A 24,032-nucleotide genomic window follows, 5' to 3' on the forward strand; every position below is an offset into this window, starting at 1 on the left:
CGGTCTTTGTGCCAATATACCTGCGAAAACTCAGGACAATCGCCTGAGTTTACGATAATTGAAGGCGGAACACCTGAAATTTCGCCAGAGAGCAGCGCAAATGAACTTTCCTGACCTGGACCGGTTTGACCGGTCGATTCTGAGAATTCTGGCCGAGGATGGGCGCATTTCGGTCGCCGATCTTGCGCGCGAAATTGGTCTGTCGAAATCACCGACACAGGCGCGCCTGAAACGGCTTGAAGCAAGCGGGGTGATCAAAGGATACCGGGCGATGCTGGATCCGATCAGACTGGGGCTGGACCACGTTGCCTTTGTCGAAGTGCGCCTGACCGATACCCGCGAAAAGGCACTGGCCGAGTTCAATGCGGCTGTCCGAAAAACTGCCGAGGTCGAGCAAGCCCATATGATTGCTTCGAATTTCGACTATTTGTTGAAGGTCCGCACAGCCACGATGTCAGAGTATCGTCGTGTTCTGGCCGAAAAGATTTCATCCATGCCGCATGTCGCCAGCACCTCGACCTTTGTGGCGATGGAGGCGGTTAAGGAAGCCGGCAGTTTGGGTGGGTTCGAGCATCAGGCTTGACGGATCAGGATTACGAGCCATCCTTGGTACATGACACATGCTTTCCTCGCTGCTCTTTCTGTTGTTGCCTTGTCTTGTGCGGCGCACGCCCAGTCCTGCCCTGATGCTCCGGATCATTCAGAAGGTGTGGATGCGCTAATCAATCAGGTTCGGAAGGCAGAATCGCAAAGTGATGCGCGCGTTATTTCCAACCAGATGTGGGAGCTTTGGACGGACGCGCCGGATGCGCGTGCGCAAGGCTTGCTGGACCGGGGAATGGCACGGCGGGAGGCTTGGGATTTACTGGGCGCGTTGGAAGAGCTTGACCAGCTTGTCGATTACTGCCCGAACTACGCCGAAGGCTACAATCAGCGCGCATTTGTGAACTATCTCAGACAAGACTTCGCTGCTGCCTTGCAGGATCTGAATGTCACGATCGAGTTGTCGCCGAACCACATAGGTGCGCTGAGCGGTCGCGCCTTGTCATTGTTGGGTCTGAAGCGCCTTGACGACGCGCGCGCTGCCCTTGCCGAGGCGCTAGAACTTAACCCATGGCTGTCAGAGCGGGCATTGTTAGAACCCGGCGGTCTTTTGGAACCGCCCGGTCAAGATATCTGACGCCGGGTTTTCGAAAGAACCGCAAGGGAAACCTAACCTTCTTGCGGGCAAACTGGTTGTGTTGGACCCCTTCGGAGTTGTTCACTGGCTATCCAGTGGTATGGGTTCTGACTGGCGTGGGCGTGTATCGGACGCTGAACATCATTGACGAATACACCAGCGAGGCGCTGATGATCCGCGTCGATCGTAAGCTCAACTCAACAGATGTGCTGAATGCATTGACTGACCTGTTCATCCTCCGCGGCCCGCCGGCATTCATAAGATCCGACAATGGGCCGGAATTTATCGCCCAGAAGGTGCGGGAGTGGATTGCAGCTGTCGGGGCGAAGACGGCTTACATCGAACCGGGATCACCCTAGGAGAACAGTCATTGCGAAAGCTTCAACGCCCGGTTCCGGGATGAGCTGCTCAACGGCGAAATCTTCTAAAGCCTAAAGGAGGCGCAAACTCTGATCGAGCAATCTCGTATCCACTACAACACCGTCAGGCCGCACAGCGCGTTGGGCTCCTGCCCGCCTGCGCCCGAAAGCATCGTCCCGATAGACCAGAGGCCCACGATGCACTAACAAACAAACCGGACTACCCGATAGGGGCACGCGACCGAGCGCGCTGAAGGCGGCAATGCTGACCCTGTTTGACGAATGCGGTGCGGAAAATTCTGCCGAACACTATGTGGGGCACATGTACAAAGCCAAACCCGATTTGGCGGCGCATTACAATTGCTGCGATCCGGCCAACTCTTTCAATCCGGGGAACGGGAAAATGCACAAGGCGCGAAGCTACAGGTGATTAACGGTCACATGGGATTTGGGCGCGTGTGATAGGCATCCAGCAGGGCTTTGCCGTTTTCATAAAACGCAGTTTCACCAATCAGTTCTGTGATGCCGTAGCAATCCAGCTCGGCTTTCACATCTGGCTCGACCAGCGTGAAAACCAGCCGTATCCCCTTTGATCGCAGGAAATTGGCGATACTGCGCAAAGTGAACCCGGCTGTGAAATCGACAACGTCAATTGCCGAGGCGTCGATGCAGAACCATGTCAGGTTGCCGTCTGCGTTCTGAACGATTGTTGTCACTTCCTCGGTGAAAATCTGCATGTTCGCGTAGTACATACCGTGTGAAAACCGGTAGATTACCAGACCGGGTTCGAACTGGTTTGGCGCTTCCAATCCCTTTGAACGCCAGCCACCTGACTCAGTGCGCAATACTACCGAATTCTTTGGGCGATATCCCCTGCGCGTGTGGTCGACCAGAGACAGGACCATGGCAAAAATGACGCCTTGCTCGACCCCAACCAGAACGACCACGGTGGCAGTTGCCGTGGCAACCCAGAACTCGGACCGGGCCTGCCTGTAAATTGTTGCCATTCCGTGCAGGTCGATCAGCTTGAGACCGATCAGGAAAACGATGGCCGACAGTGCTGCTGTGGGAAGATAGGCTAAAGGCTTGGTCAGAAACAGGATAACCAACAGAACTATTACCACTGTTGTCAGCTGCGCTACCTGGCTGCGCCCTCCGGCGCTGGTGACCATCTCGGTCTTTGTGGGGCTGCCATTGACCACAAATGTTCCCATGAATGCAGCCCCAAAATTTGCAAGACCCAGTCCGATCAGGTCCGTGTTTTCGTTGAATGTCTCATCATATCTTGAGGCGTATGCCCGCGATGTGGCGGCGCTTTGTGCCAGAATGACAACGAAGATGGACAGGGCCGTGGGAAGCAGTTGTTTAAACAAGGTCCAGTTCCACTGCACGTCCGGGATCGAGAAGGAGGGCAAACCGCCGGCAACCTCTCCCAACACCGAAATTCCGGAAGTGCCGAATGAAAAGGCCCAACTGCACAGGACCACCCCGACTATGGCAACCAATGGCCCCGGGATTTTGCGCGAAAGTCTTGTGCATCCTAGGACAATGCCCAGCACGGCTGATGAGACGATCACGGTTGGCCAGTTGACGTTGGATATGTTGAAATAAACGTACTTCAATCTCGCAAGTGTTCCGTGCCCAGCGGATTCGATGCCCAACAATCCGGGGATTTGACCTGTCGCAACCTGAATGCCTACGCCGGTCAGAAAGCCGACCAATACCGTTCTGGACAGGAAATCGGCCAGAAACCCTAGTCCTATGACACGCGCACCTATCAAAAGCATGGCAGCCATAAGTGCCAGCAAGGACGCAAGTGCCAGATACTCGGAGGTTCCGGACACCGCCAAGCCCGCCAGCCCCGAGGCGGTGATGGCTGCAGTCGCCGAATCGGCACCGACAACAAGGTGTCGGGACGAGCCGAACAGCGCAAACAGAGCCATGGGAATCAGGATTGTATACAGCCCGGACATGACCGGAGTGCCGGCGATTTTGGTGTAACCCATGACTTCGGGGATCGCGAGACAGGCAAAACTCAGACCAGCCAGCATTTCCGCCGGAAGGCGCGCACAGTCAAAAGGCAGAATGCCCTGCAGGATTTGCAAATGCGCCGCTCTCTGATTTCTGGCCTGTTTTTCCATGGGTTACCTTTCACCCGCATTCAGCTTGCGAACTGAATGTTCGAGCCGTCAAGCCATCTTATAGGCAAATTTTCACAGGTAAATTGGGTGGCCTGAATTGCTGTTTTTTCCAGTTTTACAGTTATTTTAGCCGAACTACGGGAATCCCCCAATTTCGCTGGCTGCCGATCGGGGGTACACATGACTTACCGTACTTACCACACACAAACACGGTATTTACTTTCCCCGATGAGGGGCTGGTCACACCCCCTCGACCGGCCCCTCTTAACTTTTAGGGGTTCGCGAAAGCCCAAGCCATTCGTTTGATAACTGACATCGTGTGAACGTACTTAGTTCTGGATCAATTTGGTCACGAGTGTCGGCAGTGTTTCGGATGCACTGTACGCAACGGTGTGCGGTATACTGGCCACCGGGGTTTTGCGGTACCCTTCCGTGAACAACAGAAACGGTATCCTGGCGTTTACAGCTGTTTCTGCGTCGACTTCGCTGTCGCCGACATACAAGCGTGTGCCCGAGGTCCCAAGTGCTTTGAAGCTTTCCAGCAGGTGGCCCGGATCCGGTTTGCGAATTGGCAATGTATCACCTCCGAAAACAACGTCGAAGAACCGGGATAGGTTGAGCGCCTCCAGCACGTGACGTGCGGGTGCTTCGGGTTTGTTGGTGCAGATACCAAGAACGCACCCCATCTGTTTCAGTTTTTCCAGGGCTTCGGGAACTCCGGGATAAGGCACAGTCGTTGCACTGACGGCCGCATTGTAATGCTTCAGTGTCTGTTGTGTGAGTTCCGCGTGGCGATCCATGGGCAAATCACAGTGTCGCATCAGGCGCTCGACCAGTTTGGGAAGGCCATTGCCAACAAACCCTCTGACCACATCAACGGGTATAGGATCGTGACCGACGCCATTCAGCGTTTTATTGGCCGCTGCTGCCAGGTCCCCGACGCTGTCGACCAACGTTCCATCCAGATCAAAAACAACTGCTGCGGTCATGTTTTGCTTGCCTTTCAATACCCGCCCCAAGTCTTAACCCGTCGTTTTCAGGGGCGCAATCGGCTCAATGACGCCTGATTTGAAACAGCGCTTGACATTCCTTACTAAAATAATCAGATTTAATGACAGAAACGGAAAGCCAACCCTCTCGGGTCAGCCAGATAAAACGAAACGCAACAGGTATGGCACCATGCCGACTCGCTCTGGAGATGCCCCGATGAACGTACAGAACCCGACCCCAACCCAAGGTTATGCTGTCTCGATGCTGCCTGCGCACAAGGCCGAGGATTTGACCAAAGGTGGCCACCTGGCCCATATCGAGTTGGGTGACCAATTGTATACCCTGCGCATCACCCGTGCAGGTAAACTGATCCTGACGAAATGAGCGCGCATTCATTGCGCGGCGGTGCCGCGGTCGGCCGTCTGGCGGATCTTGATCCAGTCGAAGCGGGTGCGGTGATGTATCTGCGGATGTGGAGCCAGGGTGAAAGCGGTCGCGCTGATATCGCGAGCGATTTTTGCATAGCGCTGGGATCAGATTATGGGCGTGCCGCCATGCTGACGCTGGATCGTCTGTGTTCGCTTTGCGCAACGCATTGTCGACGCCCGCTAATCAGGCACGGTCTGGGGTGTGCATGTCTGGGCGCGGATGAGAATTGTTTTGCCCAAATGGTTGCCGCCGCATCCGAAGGGGCACGCGAAGACGCGATGATGATGGCGTCACTGATCGTGCGCCCGGATTTTGCGCCTGCTCTGGCATCCCTGTCGGAGGAACTGGGCCTGACGCTCCGGCGTATGACGACGGGAAATGCGATTCCGACGACAGGCCACGATACCCGCACTGCCGTTTTGCATTGACTGTGCTTGCAGGACGGTCAAACCCCGGCAAAGCGCCGGGGTCAATCCTTCAGCAGCACCCGCATCCCGCGTGGTGATGGTCGTGACCGCAAACCGGAGCAGGAGAGAAGTCACCGACCTCGGACAGCACGTCCCTTAGCGCCCACAGGATCATGTCCACATCCTCGGCCTCAATCGTCAGCGGTGGGCGGATTTTCAGGATGTTGTCCTTTGGTCCCTCACTGCCGATCAGAATTCGGTGATCACGCATCCGATTTTTGACATAGCTGCAAATCTCGGTTCCTTCGGTTCCGTCGGGATTGATCAGCTCAACACCCAGAAACAGTCCCATGCCCCGTACATCGCCAACGCAACCAAAGTCGGCTTCGATCTGGCGCAGCCCGATTTTCAGGCGGTCACCCATCTGACGCGCATTGTCCTGCAGGCCTTCATCATCGACGATGTCCAATACTTCCTTGCCGATCCGGCAAGACAGCGTCGATCCGCCAAAGGTCGAGAAGAATTCGATCCCGTTATTGAAGCTGTCGGCAATCGCCCGCGTCGTCACCAGCACACCCAGAGGGTGCCCGTTACCAATGGGTTTACCCATCACCACGATATCAGGAAGCGCGCCCTGATGTTCAAATCCAAAGTAATACTCACCCAGGCGACCCAGACCGGTCTGTACCTCATCTGCTATGCAGACACCCCCGGCGGCACGGATTTTTTCATAAACCGCAGGCAGGTAACCTTTGGGCGGAATGATTTGTCCACCGACAGACGGGAAAGTTTCGGCGATGAACCCGGCCAGACCCTGACCCCGGTCCTGCAAGGCAGCAATGGCCGGGTCCACAAGATCGGCAAACTTCTGCGCCCGATCCGCATCGTCACGCTTGAACGAACCGCGATAGTCGTCCGCAACCTCGACCAGTTCAACCCAGTCGGCTTTCCCGATGCCACCGGGTTTGTTGAACTTGTAGGCCGATATCGCCACAGCCGCATTCGTATTGCCGTGATAGCCATGGTCTGGCGTCACGATCCCCTTGGCGCCGGTATGGGCACGGGCAAGCCGCAGGGCCAGTTCGTTCGCTTCAGTTCCGGAATTGACGAAGAAGCAGACCTCGAAGTGATCGGGCAGTTTGGACAGGATCTTGTCAGCAAAAGTTGTCTGTGCCGGATGCAGGTAGCGGGTATTCGAGTTCATCCGCTTCAACTGATCCGCCGCTACAGCTTGAATGCGGGGATGCGCATGACCCACATGAGGGACGTTGTTATAGGCGTCCAGATAGGGGCGGCCCCATTCGTCAAACAGGTGATGTTTCCACCCGCGTACGAGCATGACAGGGTCATCATAAGTCAGCGACAGGTTGCCGCCAAAGTGATCGCGGCGGCCTTGCAGGATCGCCTGTTTGTCGGTGGGTTGGTAGAAAACCTTGTCATCCGGCAGGTTCAGTAAGGCCGCCGGGTTCGGGCAGACTGCGTGCCACAACTCCATCTCATCCGGATCGCCGACACCGGGCCAATCCGCCTCCATGCCATTGGTTGTCAGCGCCAGCTGGAAATGCACATGCGGTGCCCATCCGCCATTCTGGCTGGCGTCGCCCAACCGGGCGAACGCCGCCCCCTGTGCCACCGGATCGCCGGGTTTCAACCGGTCACAGCATTCCGGGTCCAGATGACCATAGAGCGTGTAGAACGGATCGCTATCCGGCGTTCCATGGTGCAGGATTATCACCGCACCGTAATCGAGGTGCTGATCTCGGTTCTCGACCACTTCGACCCGCCCGCTCATTGGCGCATGCAGCACTGTCCCGGCAGGTGCAAACACATCTACCGCCAGATGCACTGTTCGCCGATCCGAGGCTTTCCAAGGCCCTTTGCGAAATCCCGGCTCGGCATAGATCAGGCGGGGTTCGTTGTAATAGCCCAGCCACAGCCCTTCGCCGTATTCTTCACCAACATGTGCGGCCTCGGCCAATGGCATGTGGAAAGGGTTCTGGGGCCACACACAATTTTCAACCGACAACGACCCCATAGGAACATCGCTTAGGTCCTGACCGAACAGTTGGGAAAACCGGCCGCGATGTTCTTGCAGATACGCATGGATGCGTTCTGCGCCGTCCACGACCGGCAGCCCGCACGCTGCCCGAAGACGCGCAGACATCAGTCCGCCGTTGACGGATGCATTCTCAAGAAACCGCCACGCAGGTGCCTGCGAGATTGTCACATATGGATCGTCCGGGTTTTCGACCGCCATCAGGGTCGAGTTGAGGACAGATACTGCCAGTCGCATCCGCAGCAGAGGCCAGATCAGGTCGATCTCCTCGGCTTGCAGTCGGTTTGCGGCATGGTACCCCCGTATGAGAGCAGTTAATGCCCGCTCGGGTCTGGCATGATCTAGCACCACATAGGCCCCGGCGATCGCAAGGTCACAGACGCGCGGTGCTGCACACATGTCACCCAGATCAATAAGGCCGGAAACCCGCCTCCGCTCGCCCAATTCGCCTTCAACCAGAACGTTATAATCATTGGCGTCGTTGTGAATGGCCTGTTTCGGCAGGCCCTCAAGCCTATCCGTGATCGCCGTGAATTCGTTGCAGATATCCCGAAGCAACGCCTGACGCGCGGGATCGCTGATGGCGCCCAGTTTGTCACTGATCCAACCCGCTTGTGTCAGGTCCCATTTGAAATCTGGGCGGTGCAAAGCTTCATGCTGAAACCCCTCCAGCGCGCGATCTGTTGCGCCCAAAACACGACCCAATTTCAGGATCAGCTCTTCGGATTTCGGGTTCGCTTGTGCATAGCAGCGCCCGGGCAGGCGTTCCTGCAACCACACCAGCCGCGATTTCCCTTCGGAATCGGAAATTTCCGGCAACATTGCGCCGTTCAACGCCGGGAACACCTTGGGAAACGGCAACCCCGGTGCTTCCGAGGCGATATGCGCAAGCGCTTCGATCTGAAGATCTACCAGACTCGCATCGCACCCCGCGCGCATGACTTTCAGCACATAGTCCTGACCATTTGTGGCTTGCGCCAGAAAGTTCAGATCATATTCGCCATCCAGCCGAGTCAACCGTGCGTCCAGTCCCCAGTTTTGGCGCAGCGCGTCCGCCCAGAAGTTCACCAAATCGCTCATGTCTTTCTCCGTCCCGCTCATCCGGGATCCTCTTCATCTGGCCGAAAATATCCTCGGGGGTGAATTGGCCCAAAGGGACAAGAGGGGGCAGACAGCCCCCCGACCCCTTAATCCAAGGCACGCAAACGTTTGAACAGCGATGACGTGTCCCATCGCCCGCCGCCCAGTTTCTGCACGTCCTTGTAGAACTGATCGACCAGAGCGGTCACCGGCAGAGACGCACCGGTTTCATTGGCCGTATCCAGACAAATCCCCAGATCCTTGCGCATCCAGTCCACAGCAAAGCCATGTTCGAACTGATCATTCAGCATGGTTTCATACCGGTTTGCCATCTGCCAGCTGCCTGCAGCACCCTGGCTGATCACCTCAACAACAGCCTTTCCGTCCAAGCCCGCTTTTTCGGCAAAGTGCAAGGCTTCACTGAGACCCTGAACCAGACCGGCAATCGCGATCTGGTTGCACATCTTGGTCATCTGGCCCGCGCCGCTGGCTCCGAGGCGACGGCAGATTTTGGAATAGACGTTCATTACCGGCTCAGCCGCATCATAAGCTGTCTGATCGCCGCCACACATAATTGAGAGAACGCCGTTTTCAGCGCCGGCCTGACCGCCCGAAACCGGGGCGTCCACAAAAGCGATACCCTGAGATAGGCCAGCAGCGTAAAGCTCGCGCGTGACCTTTGCTGAAACCGTCGTGTGGTCAACAAAAATGGCCCCGTTGGACATTCCCTGAAACGCGCCATCCTCACCGGTGCAAACCATGCGCAAGTCGTCGTCATTGCCGACGCAGGCCATGACAAACTCAGCATCCTTGACGGCGTCTTTCGGAGTGGCTGCCATCGCGCCGCCATGCTGCGCGACCCAGGCCTCGGCCTTGGTGGTCGTACGGTTGTAAACGGTGACGTCATGGCCTGCGGTTTGCAGATGTCCGGCCATGGGATAGCCCATGACACCAAGGCCAAGGAACGCGACTTTTGCCATTTTGTGATCCTCTCCGCTGTTCGGTCGGCTTCCGCGAAACAGGCCTGACCAAAATCTCTGGCGAAGACAAAGCAAAGCTGCGCCCAAAGGGCAACCCCAAGTCAGCCTTTCCCACCCAGATCCCGCAGGATCGGGCAATCGGGCCGGTCGTCCCCGGCGCAGGCGTCGATCAGGTGGCTTAGCGTATCGCGCATGGCGTTCAGGTCTGCGATCTTGGTTTCGATCTGAACAAGATGGTCGCGTGCAACTTGTTTCACGTCGGCACTGGCACGGGTTTCATCTTCGTACAGCGCCAGCAAGGTCCGGCAATCCTCGATGGTGAACCCAAGAGCCCGGGCGCGGCCCAGAAAGTTCAGCTTGTGCACGTCCTGGTCGCGAAACCGGCGATAGCCATTGTCGTCGCGCATTGGTTTGATCAGGTTGATGTCCTCATAATACCGGATCGTCTTGGCGGGCAGGCCGGTGCGCGTGGAAACATCTCCGATATTCATGCGCGCACCTCTTTGGTGGCCGTACCTGAGGCTTCCGGCACGCTGGCGCGAATACGGCGCAGGCGCAGCGCATTCGAGACCACAAAAACGCTCGACAGTGCCATTGCACCAGCTGCCAGCGATGGGGACAGCAGATAGCCGCCAAACGGGTACAGCGCACCGGCAGCCACCGGTATCAGAAGGACATTGTATCCGAAGGCCCAGCCCAAATTCTGGCGAATATTCTTCATTGTCCGGCGGCTGATCTCGGTCGCATTCGCGACGCCCCGCAAATCACCAGACATGAGGACAATGTCGGCTGTTTCGATGGCTACATCCGTGCCGGTTCCGATGGCGATGCCGATATCAGCCGCCGCCAGAGCGGGGGCGTCGTTGATCCCGTCACCGACAAAGGCCAGCACTCCGAACCGGTCCCGCAAGGCCGTGATTGCTTCTACCTTGCCATCGGGAAGTACCTCGGCAGTGACATGATCAATCCCCAGCCGGTCGGCCAGAGCCTGCGCGGTGCGCGCGTTGTCACCAGTGATCATTGCCACGGTCAAACCCATCTGGTGCAACCGTTCCAGCGCCTCCACTGTGCCGGGCTTGATCGGGTCAGAAACGGACAACGTGGCCGCCGCCTGCCCATCCAGAGCGACGAACAGAGGGGTTGCCCCCTGGGCGGCACGGGCTTCGGCCTCTTCCGCCAGGGCTCCAAGTGTAATCCCACGCTGCTGCATCAACCGGTGCGACCCGATCAACACGTCGCGGCCTTCGACCAACCCTTGCAGGCCAAGCCCGGTAAGCGAACGGACATCCGATACCTCTGGCAGTGTCGCGGGCCCCGCGCGGGTGATGGCGGATGCGATCGGGTGTTCTGACCGTGCCTCAAGGGCTGCGGCCAGTCGCAGAACTTCCTCCCGGTCAAACCCCTTCGCCGTTGTCACGCTGTCCAGTTCGGGGCGTCCCAGCGTCAGGGTTCCGGTCTTGTCCAACGCGATGACGCGCGCCTGCTGAAGCTGTTGCAACGCATCACCCTTGCGGAACAATACCCCCAGTTCTGCCGCACGTCCGGTACCCACCATGATCGAGGTTGGGGTCGCCAACCCCATTGCGCAGGGGCAGGCGATGATCAGAACTGAAACACCTGCGACAAGCGCAAGGGGAAGGGCCGGGCTGGGGCCGAAGATCAGCCAGAGCGCGACGGTGATCACCGCAACAGCGATGACCGCAGGAACAAAGCGATAGGTAATCCGATCCACCAACCCCTGAATAGGCAGTTTCGCGCCCTGCGCCTGCTGCACCATACGAATGATCTGTGCCAGAGCCGTGTCGCCACCGACCCGGGTGGCGCTTACCCGTAGAGCGCCGGTGCCATTCACGGTGCCGCCGACAACAGGCGCTCCCACCGACTTGCCAACAGGCACAGGCTCGCCCGTGATCATGCTCTCATCAACGTAAGAGGTGCCTTCAAGCACATCGGCATCCACCGGTACACGCTCGCCGGGGCGGATGTGCAGGATATCTCCGACAACGATTTCGGCGATTGGCCGGTCCTGTATCTGTCCGTCCAGTTCGACCCGCGCGGTTTTTGGTTGCAAACCCACCAGTTTTCGGATCGCAGCACCTGTTTTGCCTTTGGCACGCGCCTCCATCAATCGGCCGAGAAGGATCAGAACCACGATCACCGCGGCCGCTTCGAAATAGACATTGGCGGTACCTTGCGGCAGCAGGCCGGGCGTGAATGTGGCCGTGACCGAATACAGATAAGCTGCGCCGGTCCCAAGCGCTACCAACGCGTTCATGTCCGGCGTGCCCTGCAACAGCGACGGGATTCCTTTGCGGTAAAACACACGGCCCGGTCCGATCAGCAAAGCCGAGGTCAGGGCAAACTGAATCAGATGGCTCGTCTGCGTTCCAATGGTCGCCTGTATCCAATGGTGGAAGACGGGGATCATGTGCCCGCCCATCTCAAGAATGAATACGGGCAGGGCTAGTGCCGCTGCCAGTATTGTGGAACGGGCTAGCCGCTGAATTTCGTCGTCTTCCCGGCTTTCTGGTTCGGCAACACTTTGGATACGCGCGGGGTATCCAATTCCGGTAATAACCTGTGCCAGCGCCTCGGGTGTAGTTGCCGCTGTCGCGTAAGTCACCGTGGCCGTCCGAGTTGCCAGATTGACCTGTGCTTCAATTACGCCAGCGGTGGATGCCAACGCACGCTCGATCTTACCAACGCAGGATGCGCAGCTCATGCCCTCGATGCTCAGATCCGCTTGACTTGTTTCAGCCGGATAGCCGGCTGCATCCAGCGCCGATGTCAGGGCCGAAACCGGCCCGTCAAATTCCACCTGCGCCGTCTTAGTCGCGAAATTGACCGAGGCCGCATCAACACCAGATACATTACGCAGCGCAGCCTCGACACGGCCCACACAGGACGCGCATCCCATGCCGGTGACTTTCAGTTCTGTCAGTGCTTTTTGCGCCATGCGACTCATCCCACGTGGTTTTCTGCCCTCCAGATGGGGGTTCCAGTGACAGGAAGGTCAAGGGGGTCGCGGCAAAATTCTACGATCCCGGCCCGCGCATGTTACGCTCCATTAAGCGCTGATACAGGCGTGGTGACAGACGGTTGAGCCACCACGACATGTGTGCAACGCGTCCGACCGGGATCATGGGCTGCGATTTGTCCAGTCCGCGCAGGATCGCCACGGCGGCGCTCTCGGGGCTCATTTCGTCCATTCCGTCCTTGGCCGATCCGGGGCGCGCGGTTCCGTCGGGTTGCTCCATTGCGTTGTCGGGGTTGGTGGCCACAAAAGACGGCGCTGCAATCTGAACCTGAACGCCATGTGGCTTTTCTTCGGATCGAAGCGATTTGAAAAAACCCTCAAGCGCGTGTTTCGAGGCTGCATAAGCCGTGCGATGGCAAAGCGGAGCGAAACCAGCCACCGACGAGATAGCCAGATGCGTTCCCTTTGACACGCGGAGAGGCTGCAAGAATGCACGAGCCATCTCAACGGCTGCAAAATAGTTGATATCGAACAGTGCACGGTGACTGGCCGTGTCAGACTGGTCAAACCCCCGAATCTGCGTAACCCCGGCGTTGTAGATGACCAGATCAATGCTGTCGCTTGACGTGATCGCCCTTTGAATTGCGTTGGCAAGCTGTTCGGGGTCTGTCAGATCACAAGTAATTGGCAGTTGGTTCGGTTCTGTTTGGAGACCGGACACATCAAGATCCAACAGCACCACCCGCCACCCACGGGCTTGCAATGCGCGGCTTAGAGCCTGTCCCAAACCGCCCGCACCGCCGGAGATGACCGCGGTTTTCATAACCCGGCCTGCTGTTGCCAGAGCGCAAAAACCTCGGCGCTGGTTTTTTCGGGCACATAACCGAATTCAGATTTCAGGGCGGAGTTGTCCAGAACTGGCCGATATTGAAGGAACCGTACCTGTTCCGGCCCATAGCGAGATAAACCCAGTGGGCGCGCCACGGCTAGGGCCGCTTTCAACACCCATGCGGGCAGGCGCAGAACCGGTTTTCCCATGGCGCGGGCCAAGTCGGTCACGCCCATCGTGCCGTCACCGGCGACGTTGTAAATCCCGGTTGGCCCGTCGGTTGCTGCACGCTGAAGGATGCGTGCCAGATCCCGGGTCCAGATAAAGACAAACGGGCTTTCGCTGCCGGATACCGCCAGCAAACGTGGCTTGAGAAACAGGGCGGTGATCTGGTTTTCGGTTCCAGCCCCCAGAACCGTGCCCACGCGCAGAACAACCTGCTCAAGATCGGGGGCGGCGCTGCGGGCTTCGGCCAAAATCTCTTCGACCTGACGCTTGTGATCTGAATAAGGAAACTCGGGGTTGCCGCGCAATGGGTCGTCTTCGCGCAACGCTACAGGATTGTCTGCATGATAGCCATAAGCGGCACCGGAAGATGTGACGACCAATCTGCGCACCCCGTTTGCGATGGCGGCATTCACCACATTGCGCGTGCCTTCGACATCGACAGCATAGGCTACGGCGCGCGCCATCTTCGGTGGCGGCGTCACGACAGAAGCCAAATGCACAATCACATCCGGTTTCACCTTGGCAATCACACGTGCAGGAGCGTCGGTAGTAACATCCATGGACAAAAATGAGACGTCTTCCGGCAGGTTATCCGGGCGTTTCAGATCGGTTGCAAAGACCTCGTGCCCCACAAATTCGGGTAACAGCGCTTGCCCGACCATCCCGGCAGCGCCGGTAATCAGGATGCGGGTCATCGTGCGGCCTCGGTTCGTGCCATGACCGACGCCAAAGCCAGGCCCGAGATAGCGTGCCATACTCCCCAGAATGCGGCGACCACGGCCATGCCGCCAAGACCGTTGAAAAATGCAAAGATTAGGACAAGCCCAAGTCCAGAGTTCTGAATTCCGGTCTCAATGGTGATGGCGCGGCGGTCAAAGGGGGACAGCCCGGTCAGAGTGGCCACAACCCAACCGCCCCCCAGCGCCAGGGCATTGTGAAGGATCACAAGCCCGGCAACAGCCCCGGCAAACCCAAGGAAAAACCCCCAGTTGGCAGCCAGAGCAAGTACGATAAACCCAGCAAAGATACCCATCGACAGAAGTTGCAGCGGTGCGCGTAACCGTGCCGTCAAGGCGGGAAGGCGTTGATTCAGCGTAATTCCCAGAACCAGCGGCAGGATCAGCATCAGACCGACCAGGATTGCGATCTGCATTGGGTCGATCTGGGTCTGTTGCAGGATTGCGCGGGTCGGTGGGTAAAGCCCGCCCCAAAGCGCAATGTTGAAAGGTGTCATAAAGATTGCACCGATGGTGGCGAAGGCTGTCATCGACACCGAAAGCGCTGCATTCCCGCCCGCGCGATGGGTGATGAAGTTCGAGATATTGCCCCCTGGGCAGGCCGCGACAAGGATCAGGCCAAGCGCAATTGACGGTTGCGGTGCGGTAATCCACACCATCACAAAGGTCAGCGCAGGCAGGACGACGAGTTGTGAAATCAATCCGACAACCACTGGTTTGGGCGCGCGCCTTAAACGGTCAAAATCCCGAGGCGTTAGGTCGATGGCAATCGAGAACATCACGATTGCCAGAATAGCATTCAACAGCGTCAGAGACGCCGGACTGAAATTCAGTGTGATCTGGTCAATACCACTCATGCGGCGGCCTTCCGCAGCCGGTCGATCCAGCCGGTGACAGCCTTTCTGTAAGTATTCTTGTCCACGTAATAGGCCATGCGGGGCAGATCGATATAGTTCATGCCTCCGGTGGCGCGGGCATAGTCTTTTTGCTTTTCTGCGTGCAGATCGGCTGCCACGGGGCAGCCGTGTCGAAGCCCCTTGATGTAGCGCGCCACCATCTCGGCCTGCTCGTGCCTGCCCTGCCAGCCCAGGCCCGTGGCTTCGACCATGCCCAGCACGAACAGATCGTCCCGTTCGGGATGTATCGTGTTCAAATACAGATGCGGGGCGTCGCCTTGCCAGTTCAGCAGGTCCTTGTCGATAAACGGGTAGTGCAGTTTGTATCCGGTCGCGGCGAGGATCATGTCATAGTCGTCGCAGGAGCCGTCCTTGAAATGCACGGTGTGGCCTTCCAGCCGTTTAATGTCCGGGCGGATTCTCAGATCGCCATGGCCTGCGTGATACAGAACCAGCGAATTCACCACGGGGTGGCTTTCGTACAGCCTGTAATCCGGTTTGGGAAAGCCGTACTTCTGCGGATCGCCGACAAACCAGCCAAGGATCAGGCTGTCGACCTTACGCTTCAGCCACATCGGCAGACGGATCTTTCCGCCCATTGTGTCAGCGGGTTTGCCAAAGACGTATTTCGGGACGAAATAGTACCCGCGCCGCATCGACAGATCGCAGCGTTTCGCGTGATGGATCGCGTCCACTGCGATGTCACAGCCGGAATTACCTGCGCCCACGACCAACACACGCTTGCCGTCGAACTGACTGGGATACCGATATTGTGAGGCATGGATCAACTCGCCGTCAAATGTACCCGGAAAGCTGGGTACATTCGGTTCCGACAGGGTGCCGTTCGCAATGAGTACGCCGGCATATTCGGCCTGATGGTCGCCATCCTGATCCCGCCAGCACACGCGCCAACCGTCACCCGGATTGCCCAGCGGAGTGATCTGAGTGACTTCCGCATGGAGTTTGTAATTCTCACGCAACCCGAAACGATCCGCAAATGCGCGGAAATAGTCGCGCATCGCCCGGTGCGAGGGGTACTCGGCGACCGCGTCATCCATGGGGAAATCTGCAAATTCGGTCATGCGTTTGGACGAGATCAGGTGCGCTGACTCGTACATGGTTGATCTTGGGGCATCGATATCCCACAGACCGCCAACATCCGAATGCAACTCAAACCCCTGGAATGCGATCCCCTGTTCTTTCAGCACCTTGGCCGCGGCCAAACCCATTGGTCCCGCCCCGATCAGGGCGAATTCGTCGCGCGTTTCTGTCATGAACCCTCCCAAAGTTCGTGAGGTTTAAATTGAACGAACGACCAAAATAAGGCAAGATGAAATTCATGACGCTGAAAAACGTAGAAAAACCAAGACAAAGGGCACCTTCCAAGCGGTCTTTGGAAACCAAAGCGCGGATCATGAATGCGGCCGAAACAGTCTTTGCTGAACGCGGATTCGAAGGTGCGTCGATCCGCGATATCGCTGCGCTTGCAGGCGTTCAGGTTGGCCTTGTTCATCACCACGGCGGCGGCAAGGAGGAGCTGTTTTTTCGCGCCATAGCACGTCGTGCTGGCAAGCTGGCACAGATCAGAACAGATGCGCTGAACAGGGCCAAAGGGGCGGGTCCACTGACACTGCGCGGAATCTTGGACAGTTTTATCCGGCCTTATGTGGAACTGGCAGAAACAGGCGGTTCGGGATGGATGGCCTATGGGCGCCTTGTGGCGCATGTCTCGGTCGATCCCCGCTGGCGCGAAATCGCGGCAGAGTGTTTCGATCCGACCGCCCGGCTTTTTATCGACGAAATCGCTGCTCTTTATCCAGATGTTGACCCTGCGCTGCTGGCCAGCGGCCAGGTCTATTCCGTTTCGGCAATGCTGGCGCATCTCAACAGTGGCTGGCGGGTCGGGGCCCTGTCGCAAGGCGGCAGGGTGTCAGAAGTGGAACGCCTGATCGATTTTTGTGCAGCCGGTATCGAAGCGATGGTTCAGACCAGTCGCGGTTGAACGCGCGGCATTGCTATTGCTGCAAATGGTTGAACAGGATGGTGCTGAACACAGAAGGTGGTGATGTTCGGACGGCGCTGGGCGAAGCAAAAAAACCAAACATCATTATCATAAGGATCAGGGCCGCTCCGGCAAGGCACGCCGCAGAAAGCTGAAAGACCGAACGAACCATTGGCTTATTCCCTGTTTATACTCAATAAAATCTGTGGTGTCTTACGCGTCACGAGAGCTTTGACAGCTCTTGTTTCAGCCTTTCATTTTCAGCCTGCAACTGCGCGAGTTGCTGGCCCAAACTGTTCAGATGCGGTCGCAGTTCGGCTTCGGTGAAACGCGGCGTGATGTGGCGCGGGCAGTTCCAGTCAAGCGCCTCAACACGTATGATCACCGCCCGCTCTGCAGGGGCTTCGGCCTCTTCTGGATACAAGCTGGCAGCGGCGGCTTGACCCTCCGTGAATTCGACACGCCCCAGGATCTTTAAACGACGTTGATTGGCGTAATCCATCAGGATCAACGCGACCCGATCGTTGCCGTCCAGATTCCCGCGCGAGATATACTGTTTGTTACCCGAAAAATCGGCATATCCGATGGTTTGGGGCCCCAGTACTTTCAGAAACCCGACCGGCCCGCCGCGATACTGCACATAAGGCCAGCCTGTTTCAGACACCGAGGATTGATAAAACCCGTCGCGCGCCTGAATGAACTGTTTTTCCGGCTCGCCGATCAAATGGCCCTGTTGCGGGCCACTTTCAATGAATTTGGCATAGGTTTTTGCCGATCCCATCCGCTCCTGATGGGCACGGACGGTAGGGGTGAAGGTCAGTTCGGAAAACGCACGCGGCACGGTATGTCCTTTCAAAGACCCAGATCAGAAAGCCCGAGATGGTCATCGGGGCGTTCACCCAATGGCCAATGGAACAAGCGGTCGCTTTCGGCTATGGGGTGATCGTTCAGCGAGGCATGCCGATGCGACATGCGCCCGTCTTCGGCAAATTCCCAATTCTCGTTGCCATAAGACCGGAACCACTGACCGCTATCGTCGTGCCACTCGTAAGCGTAACGAACGGCGATGCGATTACCGGTAAAGGCCCAGAGTTCCTTGATCAGTCGATAGTCCAGCTCCTTGTGCCATTTACGGCTTAGGAAGGCGTGAATTTCGCCATGTCCTGACAGAAATTCCGCCCGGTTACGCCACTGACTGTCATCTGTGTATGCGGGGGTGACGCGGTCGGGATCGCGGCTGTTCCAGGCGTTTTCGGCCATGCGTACTTTTTGTGTGGCAGTTTCGAACGTGAAGGGGGGAAGTGGGGGGCGGGACATGGTGCAGGGGGCTTTCAGGTCAGAGAGGCGGCAAGGATGGCCAGTGTCAAAAGAAATGGAACGTACTGAGGGGGGAATATGCTGGCGCGACGTTTCATCGGTCAAATCCTCTGGTGTACTGATCGGTTAACTTTCTAATAAGGTGTACCGATCTGTGAACTTTTGCAAGGGGAAAAGCAGAAAATTTTCCGCGCGTTTCAAGGCGAGCCATGAATTCTAATGAAAACAATGATTTGTGTTAGGTCGGTTGTACTTCATGTTTCGGGGTAATATGTACAGAACGGTACACCATGGAGCCGAATCATGCGTCCAAACAAACGGGATGAACTTGTCAGCAAAGCCCTGAAGGTTTTTTACCGCGACGGGTTTCACGCGACCGGCATGGATAAGCTGGTGGCGGAAACGGGCGTGTCGAAAACGTCGATGTACAAACATTTCCGCACCAAGGAAGACCTGATCGTAGCCGCTCTGCGCCTGCGGGATGAGAATTTTCGCGAGTGGTTCTATCGGCGCATCGAAGAGATGGCAGAAACACCGGCCGAGCAACTCATCGCCAGTTTTGATGCCTTGAAGGAATGGTTCAAAGAGGATGGGTTCCGGGGCTGCATGTTCATCAAGGCCGGGGCTGAATATCAGGATACAGATCATCCGATCCATGTGCAGGCTGCCGAACATAAGCAGCTGTTGCTGGAGCATTTCACGTCCGTCGCCGAACAGGCTAGTGCGCGTGATCCTCAGAAACTCGCCAGCCAGATCGTGTTGTTGCAGGAAGGGGCAATCGTGTCCGCGGTTTTGCTCAAGAATTGTGATCCTGCGGAGGACGCCAGGGATGCGGCACAGCAATTGCTGGCATCGGCGCTGAGTTAATTTCCTTGAAAACAAGCAGGTTCTTTAAGTTACTTAGCAAAGAAACGTTGCGTTGTTCGAAGTCGGAACGCCACGTCACGTGGATTGGCGGGAATCGGGCCGACCGTTAGGCTTTTGCGAAAGACTGTTTGGAGAGCCTTTGATGTCACTTTTCACTTCGACCGCGGCATGGGTCACCGACGAACACCGCATGTTCGCGGATATGGCTGGCCGGTTCATGGATGACGAATTGTCGCCGAATATCGAAACCTGGGTTGAAAACGGGGCCGTTGATCGCGACTTCTGGCGCAAAGCTGGTGAAACCGGCCTGATGGCTGGTGCAATCCCCGAAGAATATGGCGGCGTCGGCGGTGGTATGGGCTTTGACGCCATCACCGCGTACGAACAGGGCGCACGGGGCGACGCTGGCTGGGGCTATGGTATTCAGTCGATCGTGACCCATTATCTTACCGCCTATGGCAGCGAAGATCAGAAACAGAAATGGCTGCCCAAAATGGCTTCGGGCGAGATGGTCGGCGCACTTGCCATGACAGAACCTAGCACCGGCTCGGATGTTCAGGCTGTGCGTACAACGGCCGAGAAAGACGGAAACTCCTACCGGCTGAATGGCTCGAAAATCTTCATCACGAATGGCCAGACGGCGGATCTGATCATCGTGGCCGCCAAGACTGACAAGTCCGAGGGCGCGCGGGGTGTGTCATTGATCGTGGTCGAAACCGAAGGGGCCGAGGGGTTTCGCAGGGGGCGCAACCTCAAAAAACTGGGGATGAAGGGCAACGACACGGCCGAGCTGTTTTTTGAAGATGTCAAAGTACCGATGACGAACCTGCTGGGGGCTGAGGAAGGTCAGGGGTTTTATCAGCTGATGAAGCAACTGCCATGGGAACGGCTGAATATCGCGATCATGGCGCTGGGTTCGATCGATTTTGCCATTGCCGAAACGGTAAAGTACGTGCAGGAGCGCAAAGCGTTCGGTCAGCGGGTGATGGATTTCCAGAACACGCGTTTCAAACTTGCAGAATGCAAGACCAAGGCCGAGGTTCTGCGCAGTTTCGTCAATGACTGTATCGGCAAGCTGGAGGCAGGCGAACTGGATGCGGCCACCGCCTCGATGGCCAAATACTGGGGCTCGGAGGTGCAGAACGAAATCATGCACGAGTGCCTGCAACTGTTCGGCGGATACGGTTTTATGATGGAGTACCCAATTGCCCGTCTCTACGCAGACGCCCGCGTGCAGATGATTTACGGCGGCACCAACGAGGTCATGAAAGAGGTGATCGCACGGTCGCTTGACGTTTGAAGGTATCCGGGCGGCCTCTTGCCTGATGTCATCATTCCTGACGGAATGCTCGCTTCTGTTGGGCCTCGCAGGCCCGTGCTTGCGGGGTTTTTTCGTTGCTGACCCGACCACAGTTGCCCACTTGCAAAGGACGTGCAGCGGTATGATGATCCGCCGAAAAGACTCAGAGGTCTGACGTGAACGATCCCGAACAAGCCTTGTGGCGGACTACATGTACCGAAGCAGTCACAGCTCTGCCGCTGAGCAGTGACACAACTGTTGATCTGGCCATTATAGGTGGCGGATATACCGGGTGTTCAGCTGCCTTGACGGCAGCCCGTACCGGCGCTTCGGTCTGTTTGCTTGAAGCGCAGAAGATCGGGTTTGGCGGGTCAGGGCGCAATGTCGGTCTGGTCAATGCCGGGCTGTGGCTGCCACCGGATGAGATCCGCGCGCATATCGGTGCAGAGGCTGGTGATCGCCTGATCGATCTGCTGGGCAAAGCACCGTCAGACGTTTTTTCCCTGATCGAAGAACACGGCATCACATGTGAGCCCATTCGCAACGGAACCCTGCATTGCGCGCATTCCGCCTCGGGCCTGAAGGACCTGCAAACGCGACATGCGCAGCTAAGCGGGTCTGGCGCGCCGGTAGCGCTGCTGTCGGCGGATCAGGCCCGTGACCGGACCGGCAGCGATGCTTTTCATGGGGCGTTGTTCGACCCTCGCGCAGGAACAATACAACCCTTGGCTTATGTCATGGGATTGGCGCGTGCCGCGTCTCAGGCCGGGGTGCAGATCCATGAACAAAGCGCAGTGCAGACCCTTCGGCACGAAGGTGGGCAATGGGTGTTGACCACACCGGGCGGGACTGTCAGGGCCAAATCCGTCATTCAGGCAACCAACGCCTATCACCTTGGCTTGCCAGATACTGCGCCCGCCTATGTTCCCGTTTATTACTTTCAATACGCTACGGCCCCGCTGTCGCATAATCTGCGCGCCAGCATTCTGCCGCAGGCAGAAGGATGCTGGGATACCGGGCTGATCATGACGTCCTTCCGGCTGGATCAGGCGGGGCGGATGATCATTGGCGGCATGGGCGATCTGGGGAATGCAGGACGCAGCGCGCATACCGGATGGGTCCGACGCAAACTGGCTGAGCTTTATCCTCAGCTTGCCGATCAGCCGTTTGAACAGGGTTGGCACGGGCGGATTGCCATGACCTCGGACCATATCCCGAAAATCACGCAGATTGGCCCCAACGCCCTGGCCGCGCACGGATATTCCGGCCGTGGTATCGGCCCTGGCACGGTGTTCGGGCGAATGATGGCCGAAAGTCTTCTTGCAGGTGAGCCTTCGCTTTTGCCCGTTCCTGCGGTGCATGAGCATCGCGAAAGCTGGACGCGCGTGCGCCGCGCCTTTTTTGAATCCGGCGCGGCGCTGACGCATCTGATAAAGGCACGGATCTGAATTCAGACCGAGCGGGTAATGCCACCATCAACCCGGATATTCTGCCCGGTGATGTAGCCACCGCCTTCGGATGCCAGCAGGGCCACGACCGAGGCGACCTCGTCATAACTGCGCCCATAGCGCCCCATGGGAATGCGAGCGCGGAATTCTTCTTTTTCGGGCAGGCTGTCAATGAAACCGGGCAGGATGTTGTTCATGCGGATGTTTTCGGCAGCGTATTTGTCCGAGAACAGTTTGGTGAACGCGGCCAGCCCGGCGCGAAACACACCTGAGGTCGGGAAAACCGGGTCAGGTTCGAATGCAGCGAAGGTCGAGATATTGATGATCGATCCACCGCCCTGCGCCTGCATGATCGGTGTCACAAGCCGCGTGGTGCGGACCGCATTCATAAAGTAGACGTCCATACCGGTGTGCCAATCCTCGTCCGTCAACTCAAGGATCGGAGCACGGGGGCCGTGGCCGGCGGAATTGACCAAGACGTCAATGCGCCCCCAATGGGCCATGGCCGCATCAACAAGCTTTTGCAGATCCACCGTGGACTGGTTCGAGCCGGTTACACCGACGCCTCCCAACTCATGCGCCAGCGCTTCGCCCTTGCCCGAGGATGACAGAATCCCGACCTTGAAACCGTCTGCGGCCAGCCGCCTCGCGGAATCCGCGCCCATGCCGCTGCCGCCTGCTGTGATGAGTGCTACTTTCTCCATCTGAGATCTCCGTTTTGATTTGGTTTCAGGATGGCGAATGATTTGCGGTTTGACCAATCAGTTTTGTTGAGTACTCGTGACCGTGTCCGCAGCCGAACCTGGCCCGGGTCATGCGCAGCTGACGGCTGTCTCAGGTCTGAAGGGACGCTGCGATGGCTTCTATCCGGCCGCGTAACCAGCGGTGGGCGGGGTCATTGGTCGATCTTTGATGCCAAACCATATAGATGGACACAAGCGGGCAGGCGAAGGGTAAAGGTGCGCAATCCAGCGCGGCAAGTGGGCCCTGTTTCATCAGTGCCGTATCTGTCGATATCAGGTCGCTGCCCTGCACAAAGGCCGGGATCGCGTTGAAATGCGGCAGGGTCACAACCGCAGGATTGATCTGGCTTTGATCAACGCCGCGCATGACAGTGCGGGCGTTTCGGCCATCGGCAAAGCGCACTTCGACATGGTCGCTGTGGCAATAGTCCTGCCAGCTGCCCGGTGGTCGGCGTTGCGTCGCGTCGTAGAACACCATCAGCGGGCTTTCGATCAGTCTTTTCTGGAAAATATCCGGTCCGTCGGGCGGCAGCGGGGTTAGCATCAACTGGCACCGGTCGCTGCGCAACAATTCGGGGTCGGGCACACCCGATGGGATGAATTCCAACCGCAGGCGCGCGCCTTCGGCGCGTGTGTCACGCAGCAACCGTGGAAAGATCAGCTCTCGTGGCATGTCATTGGTGGCGATGCGGATGTTGATCCGTTCCGACAGCGGATCGAACGGTCGACCGTCGGTCAGCGCGCGCATCCCGTCCAGTACCTGTTGCGCAGGCTCTTTCAGGGACAGGGCCCGTTCGGTTGGCGTCAGACCCTGACCTGAGCGAACAAAAAGCGGGTCGCCCAGGACCTGCCGCAGTTTGGCCAGAGTATGACTGATCGCAGATTGCGTAACCCCCAGCCGATCTGCGGCTTTCGAGACCGAGTTTTCCTCGAGTATCGTCAAAAAAGTGCGTAGAACTTTGCCATCAAGGTCAGTGAAATCGATTTTGCTCATACCATTTATGATTAATCATGAATGGATTTGCTGTCCATGGCGGGGTACGGGACGGGCATCAACAGGAGATAT

At 57.5% G+C, this 24,032-nt stretch carries 22 protein-coding genes and 2 pseudogenes; 10 read left to right on the top strand and 14 right to left on the bottom strand.

All coding sequences use genetic code 11. The annotated features are described in order from the left end of the window. The first annotated feature begins 100 nt into the window (after positions 1-100). The 4 genes and pseudogenes from ACR3FC_RS13355 to ACR3FC_RS13370 form a co-directional block, all read left to right on the top strand. Positions 101-583 carry an Lrp/AsnC family transcriptional regulator gene (locus ACR3FC_RS13355; RefSeq protein ID WP_480475581.1) on the top strand — a complete coding sequence of 161 codons (483 nt, stop codon included), beginning with the start codon at positions 101-103 and terminating at the stop codon, positions 581-583. Between the two features lie 30 nt (positions 584-613). Beyond that, positions 614-1,180, top strand: coding sequence for a tetratricopeptide repeat protein (locus tag ACR3FC_RS13360; RefSeq protein ID WP_480475583.1), 567 nt, complete (start codon positions 614-616; stop codon positions 1,178-1,180). A gap of 119 nt (positions 1,181-1,299) precedes the next feature. Next, positions 1,300-1,746, top strand: a pseudogene (locus ACR3FC_RS13365) (integrase core domain-containing protein); the annotation flags it as partial. Positions 1,747-1,780: 34 nt separating this feature from the next. Beyond that, positions 1,781-1,969: pseudogene (locus ACR3FC_RS13370) on the top strand (D-lactate dehydrogenase); the annotation flags it as partial. A 7-nt stretch (positions 1,970-1,976) separates the two neighbouring features. Here ACR3FC_RS13370 and ACR3FC_RS13375 read toward each other — a convergent pair. Then, positions 1,977-3,644, bottom strand: coding sequence for a SulP family inorganic anion transporter (locus tag ACR3FC_RS13375; protein WP_480475585.1), 1,668 nt, complete (start codon positions 3,642-3,644; stop codon positions 1,977-1,979). 365 nt (positions 3,645-4,009) lie between these two features. Next, a complete protein-coding gene (gph, locus tag ACR3FC_RS13380; RefSeq protein WP_480475587.1) occupies positions 4,010-4,669 on the bottom strand; it encodes a phosphoglycolate phosphatase in 660 nt (219 codons plus the stop codon). A 217-nt stretch (positions 4,670-4,886) separates the two neighbouring features. Between gph and hemP the strand changes: the two genes are divergently transcribed. Together hemP and ACR3FC_RS13390 are read left to right on the top strand one after the other, a co-directional pair. Next, a complete protein-coding gene (hemP, locus tag ACR3FC_RS13385) occupies positions 4,887-5,054 on the top strand; it encodes a hemin uptake protein HemP (RefSeq protein WP_209504713.1) in 168 nt (55 codons plus the stop codon). Beyond that, positions 5,051-5,527: a hypothetical protein gene (locus ACR3FC_RS13390; RefSeq protein ID WP_480475589.1), complete on the top strand. Its 477-nt coding sequence runs from the start codon at positions 5,051-5,053 to the stop codon at positions 5,525-5,527. Before hemP ends, ACR3FC_RS13390 begins: the two co-directional genes overlap by 4 nt. A gap of 49 nt (positions 5,528-5,576) precedes the next feature. Here the strand turns inward: ACR3FC_RS13390 and ACR3FC_RS13395 are convergent, their stop codons facing one another. The 8 genes from ACR3FC_RS13395 to ACR3FC_RS13430 all read right to left on the bottom strand — a co-directional run bounded on the left by ACR3FC_RS13395 (position 5,577) and on the right by ACR3FC_RS13430 (position 16,563). Then, a complete protein-coding gene (locus ACR3FC_RS13395) occupies positions 5,577-8,642 on the bottom strand; it encodes an aminotransferase class III-fold pyridoxal phosphate-dependent enzyme (RefSeq protein ID WP_480475591.1) in 3,066 nt (1,021 codons plus the stop codon). Positions 8,643-8,749: 107 nt separating this feature from the next. Beyond that, the gene (locus ACR3FC_RS13400; RefSeq protein WP_480476906.1) at positions 8,750-9,664 is read right to left on the bottom strand and encodes an NAD(P)-dependent oxidoreductase; all 915 of its coding nucleotides are present in this window, start codon (positions 9,662-9,664) and stop codon (positions 8,750-8,752) included. A gap of 59 nt (positions 9,665-9,723) precedes the next feature. Beyond that, positions 9,724-10,113, bottom strand: a complete 390-nt coding sequence (cueR, locus tag ACR3FC_RS13405; protein WP_480475593.1) for a Cu(I)-responsive transcriptional regulator — start codon at positions 10,111-10,113, stop codon at positions 9,724-9,726. Beyond that, on the bottom strand, positions 10,110-12,578 hold the full coding sequence (locus ACR3FC_RS13410; RefSeq protein ID WP_480475595.1) for a heavy metal translocating P-type ATPase: 2,469 nt from the start codon (positions 12,576-12,578) through the stop codon (positions 10,110-10,112). The genes cueR and ACR3FC_RS13410 overlap by 4 nt, the downstream gene beginning before the upstream one ends. Before the next feature lie 79 nt (positions 12,579-12,657). Next, positions 12,658-13,422, bottom strand: a complete 765-nt coding sequence (locus ACR3FC_RS13415) for an SDR family NAD(P)-dependent oxidoreductase (protein WP_480475597.1) — start codon at positions 13,420-13,422, stop codon at positions 12,658-12,660. After that, complete coding sequence (locus ACR3FC_RS13420) at positions 13,419-14,411, bottom strand: SDR family oxidoreductase (RefSeq protein ID WP_480475599.1); 993 nt, start codon at positions 14,409-14,411, stop codon at positions 13,419-13,421. Before ACR3FC_RS13420 ends, ACR3FC_RS13415 begins: the two co-directional genes overlap by 4 nt. Further along, positions 14,348-15,250, bottom strand: coding sequence for a bile acid:sodium symporter family protein (locus ACR3FC_RS13425; RefSeq protein WP_480475601.1), 903 nt, complete (start codon positions 15,248-15,250; stop codon positions 14,348-14,350). The genes ACR3FC_RS13420 and ACR3FC_RS13425 overlap by 64 nt, the downstream gene beginning before the upstream one ends. Then, positions 15,247-16,563 carry a flavin-containing monooxygenase gene (locus ACR3FC_RS13430; RefSeq protein ID WP_480475603.1) on the bottom strand — a complete coding sequence of 439 codons (1,317 nt, stop codon included), beginning with the start codon at positions 16,561-16,563 and terminating at the stop codon, positions 15,247-15,249. Before ACR3FC_RS13430 ends, ACR3FC_RS13425 begins: the two co-directional genes overlap by 4 nt. A 65-nt stretch (positions 16,564-16,628) precedes the next feature. Here ACR3FC_RS13430 and ACR3FC_RS13435 point away from each other — a divergent pair, with 65 nt between their 5' ends. Beyond that, the gene (locus ACR3FC_RS13435) at positions 16,629-17,291 is read left to right on the top strand and encodes a TetR/AcrR family transcriptional regulator (protein ID WP_480475606.1); all 663 of its coding nucleotides are present in this window, start codon (positions 16,629-16,631) and stop codon (positions 17,289-17,291) included. A gap of 220 nt (positions 17,292-17,511) precedes the next feature. Here the strand turns inward: ACR3FC_RS13435 and ACR3FC_RS13440 are convergent, their stop codons facing one another. Further along, positions 17,512-18,132 (bottom strand): pyridoxamine 5'-phosphate oxidase family protein, encoded by a 621-nt coding sequence (locus tag ACR3FC_RS13440; protein WP_480475608.1) that lies wholly within the window; start codon positions 18,130-18,132, stop codon positions 17,512-17,514. Between the two features lie 11 nt (positions 18,133-18,143). Beyond that, positions 18,144-18,608 carry a nuclear transport factor 2 family protein gene (locus tag ACR3FC_RS13445; RefSeq protein ID WP_480475610.1) on the bottom strand — a complete coding sequence of 155 codons (465 nt, stop codon included), beginning with the start codon at positions 18,606-18,608 and terminating at the stop codon, positions 18,144-18,146. Between the two features lie 303 nt (positions 18,609-18,911). On the opposite strand from ACR3FC_RS13445, the gene ACR3FC_RS13450 reads away from it, so the two are divergent. From ACR3FC_RS13450 to ACR3FC_RS13460, 3 genes are all read left to right on the top strand, one after another. Continuing rightward, positions 18,912-19,475 carry a TetR/AcrR family transcriptional regulator gene (locus tag ACR3FC_RS13450; RefSeq protein WP_480475612.1) on the top strand — a complete coding sequence of 188 codons (564 nt, stop codon included), beginning with the start codon at positions 18,912-18,914 and terminating at the stop codon, positions 19,473-19,475. Between the two features lie 142 nt (positions 19,476-19,617). Next, positions 19,618-20,775 (top strand): acyl-CoA dehydrogenase family protein, encoded by a 1,158-nt coding sequence (locus tag ACR3FC_RS13455; RefSeq protein WP_480475614.1) that lies wholly within the window; start codon positions 19,618-19,620, stop codon positions 20,773-20,775. 176 nt (positions 20,776-20,951) lie between these two features. Continuing rightward, on the top strand, positions 20,952-22,223 hold the full coding sequence (locus ACR3FC_RS13460) for an NAD(P)/FAD-dependent oxidoreductase (RefSeq protein ID WP_480475616.1): 1,272 nt from the start codon (positions 20,952-20,954) through the stop codon (positions 22,221-22,223). A 2-nt stretch (positions 22,224-22,225) separates the two neighbouring features. Here ACR3FC_RS13460 and ACR3FC_RS13465 read toward each other — a convergent pair whose 3' ends face one another. Both ACR3FC_RS13465 and ACR3FC_RS13470 read right to left on the bottom strand, forming a co-directional pair. Further along, positions 22,226-22,927 (bottom strand): SDR family oxidoreductase, encoded by a 702-nt coding sequence (locus ACR3FC_RS13465; RefSeq protein WP_480475618.1) that lies wholly within the window; start codon positions 22,925-22,927, stop codon positions 22,226-22,228. Between the two features lie 130 nt (positions 22,928-23,057). Further along, complete coding sequence (locus ACR3FC_RS13470; RefSeq protein WP_480475620.1) at positions 23,058-23,960, bottom strand: LysR family transcriptional regulator; 903 nt, start codon at positions 23,958-23,960, stop codon at positions 23,058-23,060. Positions 23,961-24,032 lie beyond the last annotated feature (72 nt).

This window comes from Ruegeria sp. AF3 (genome assembly GCF_056536285.1).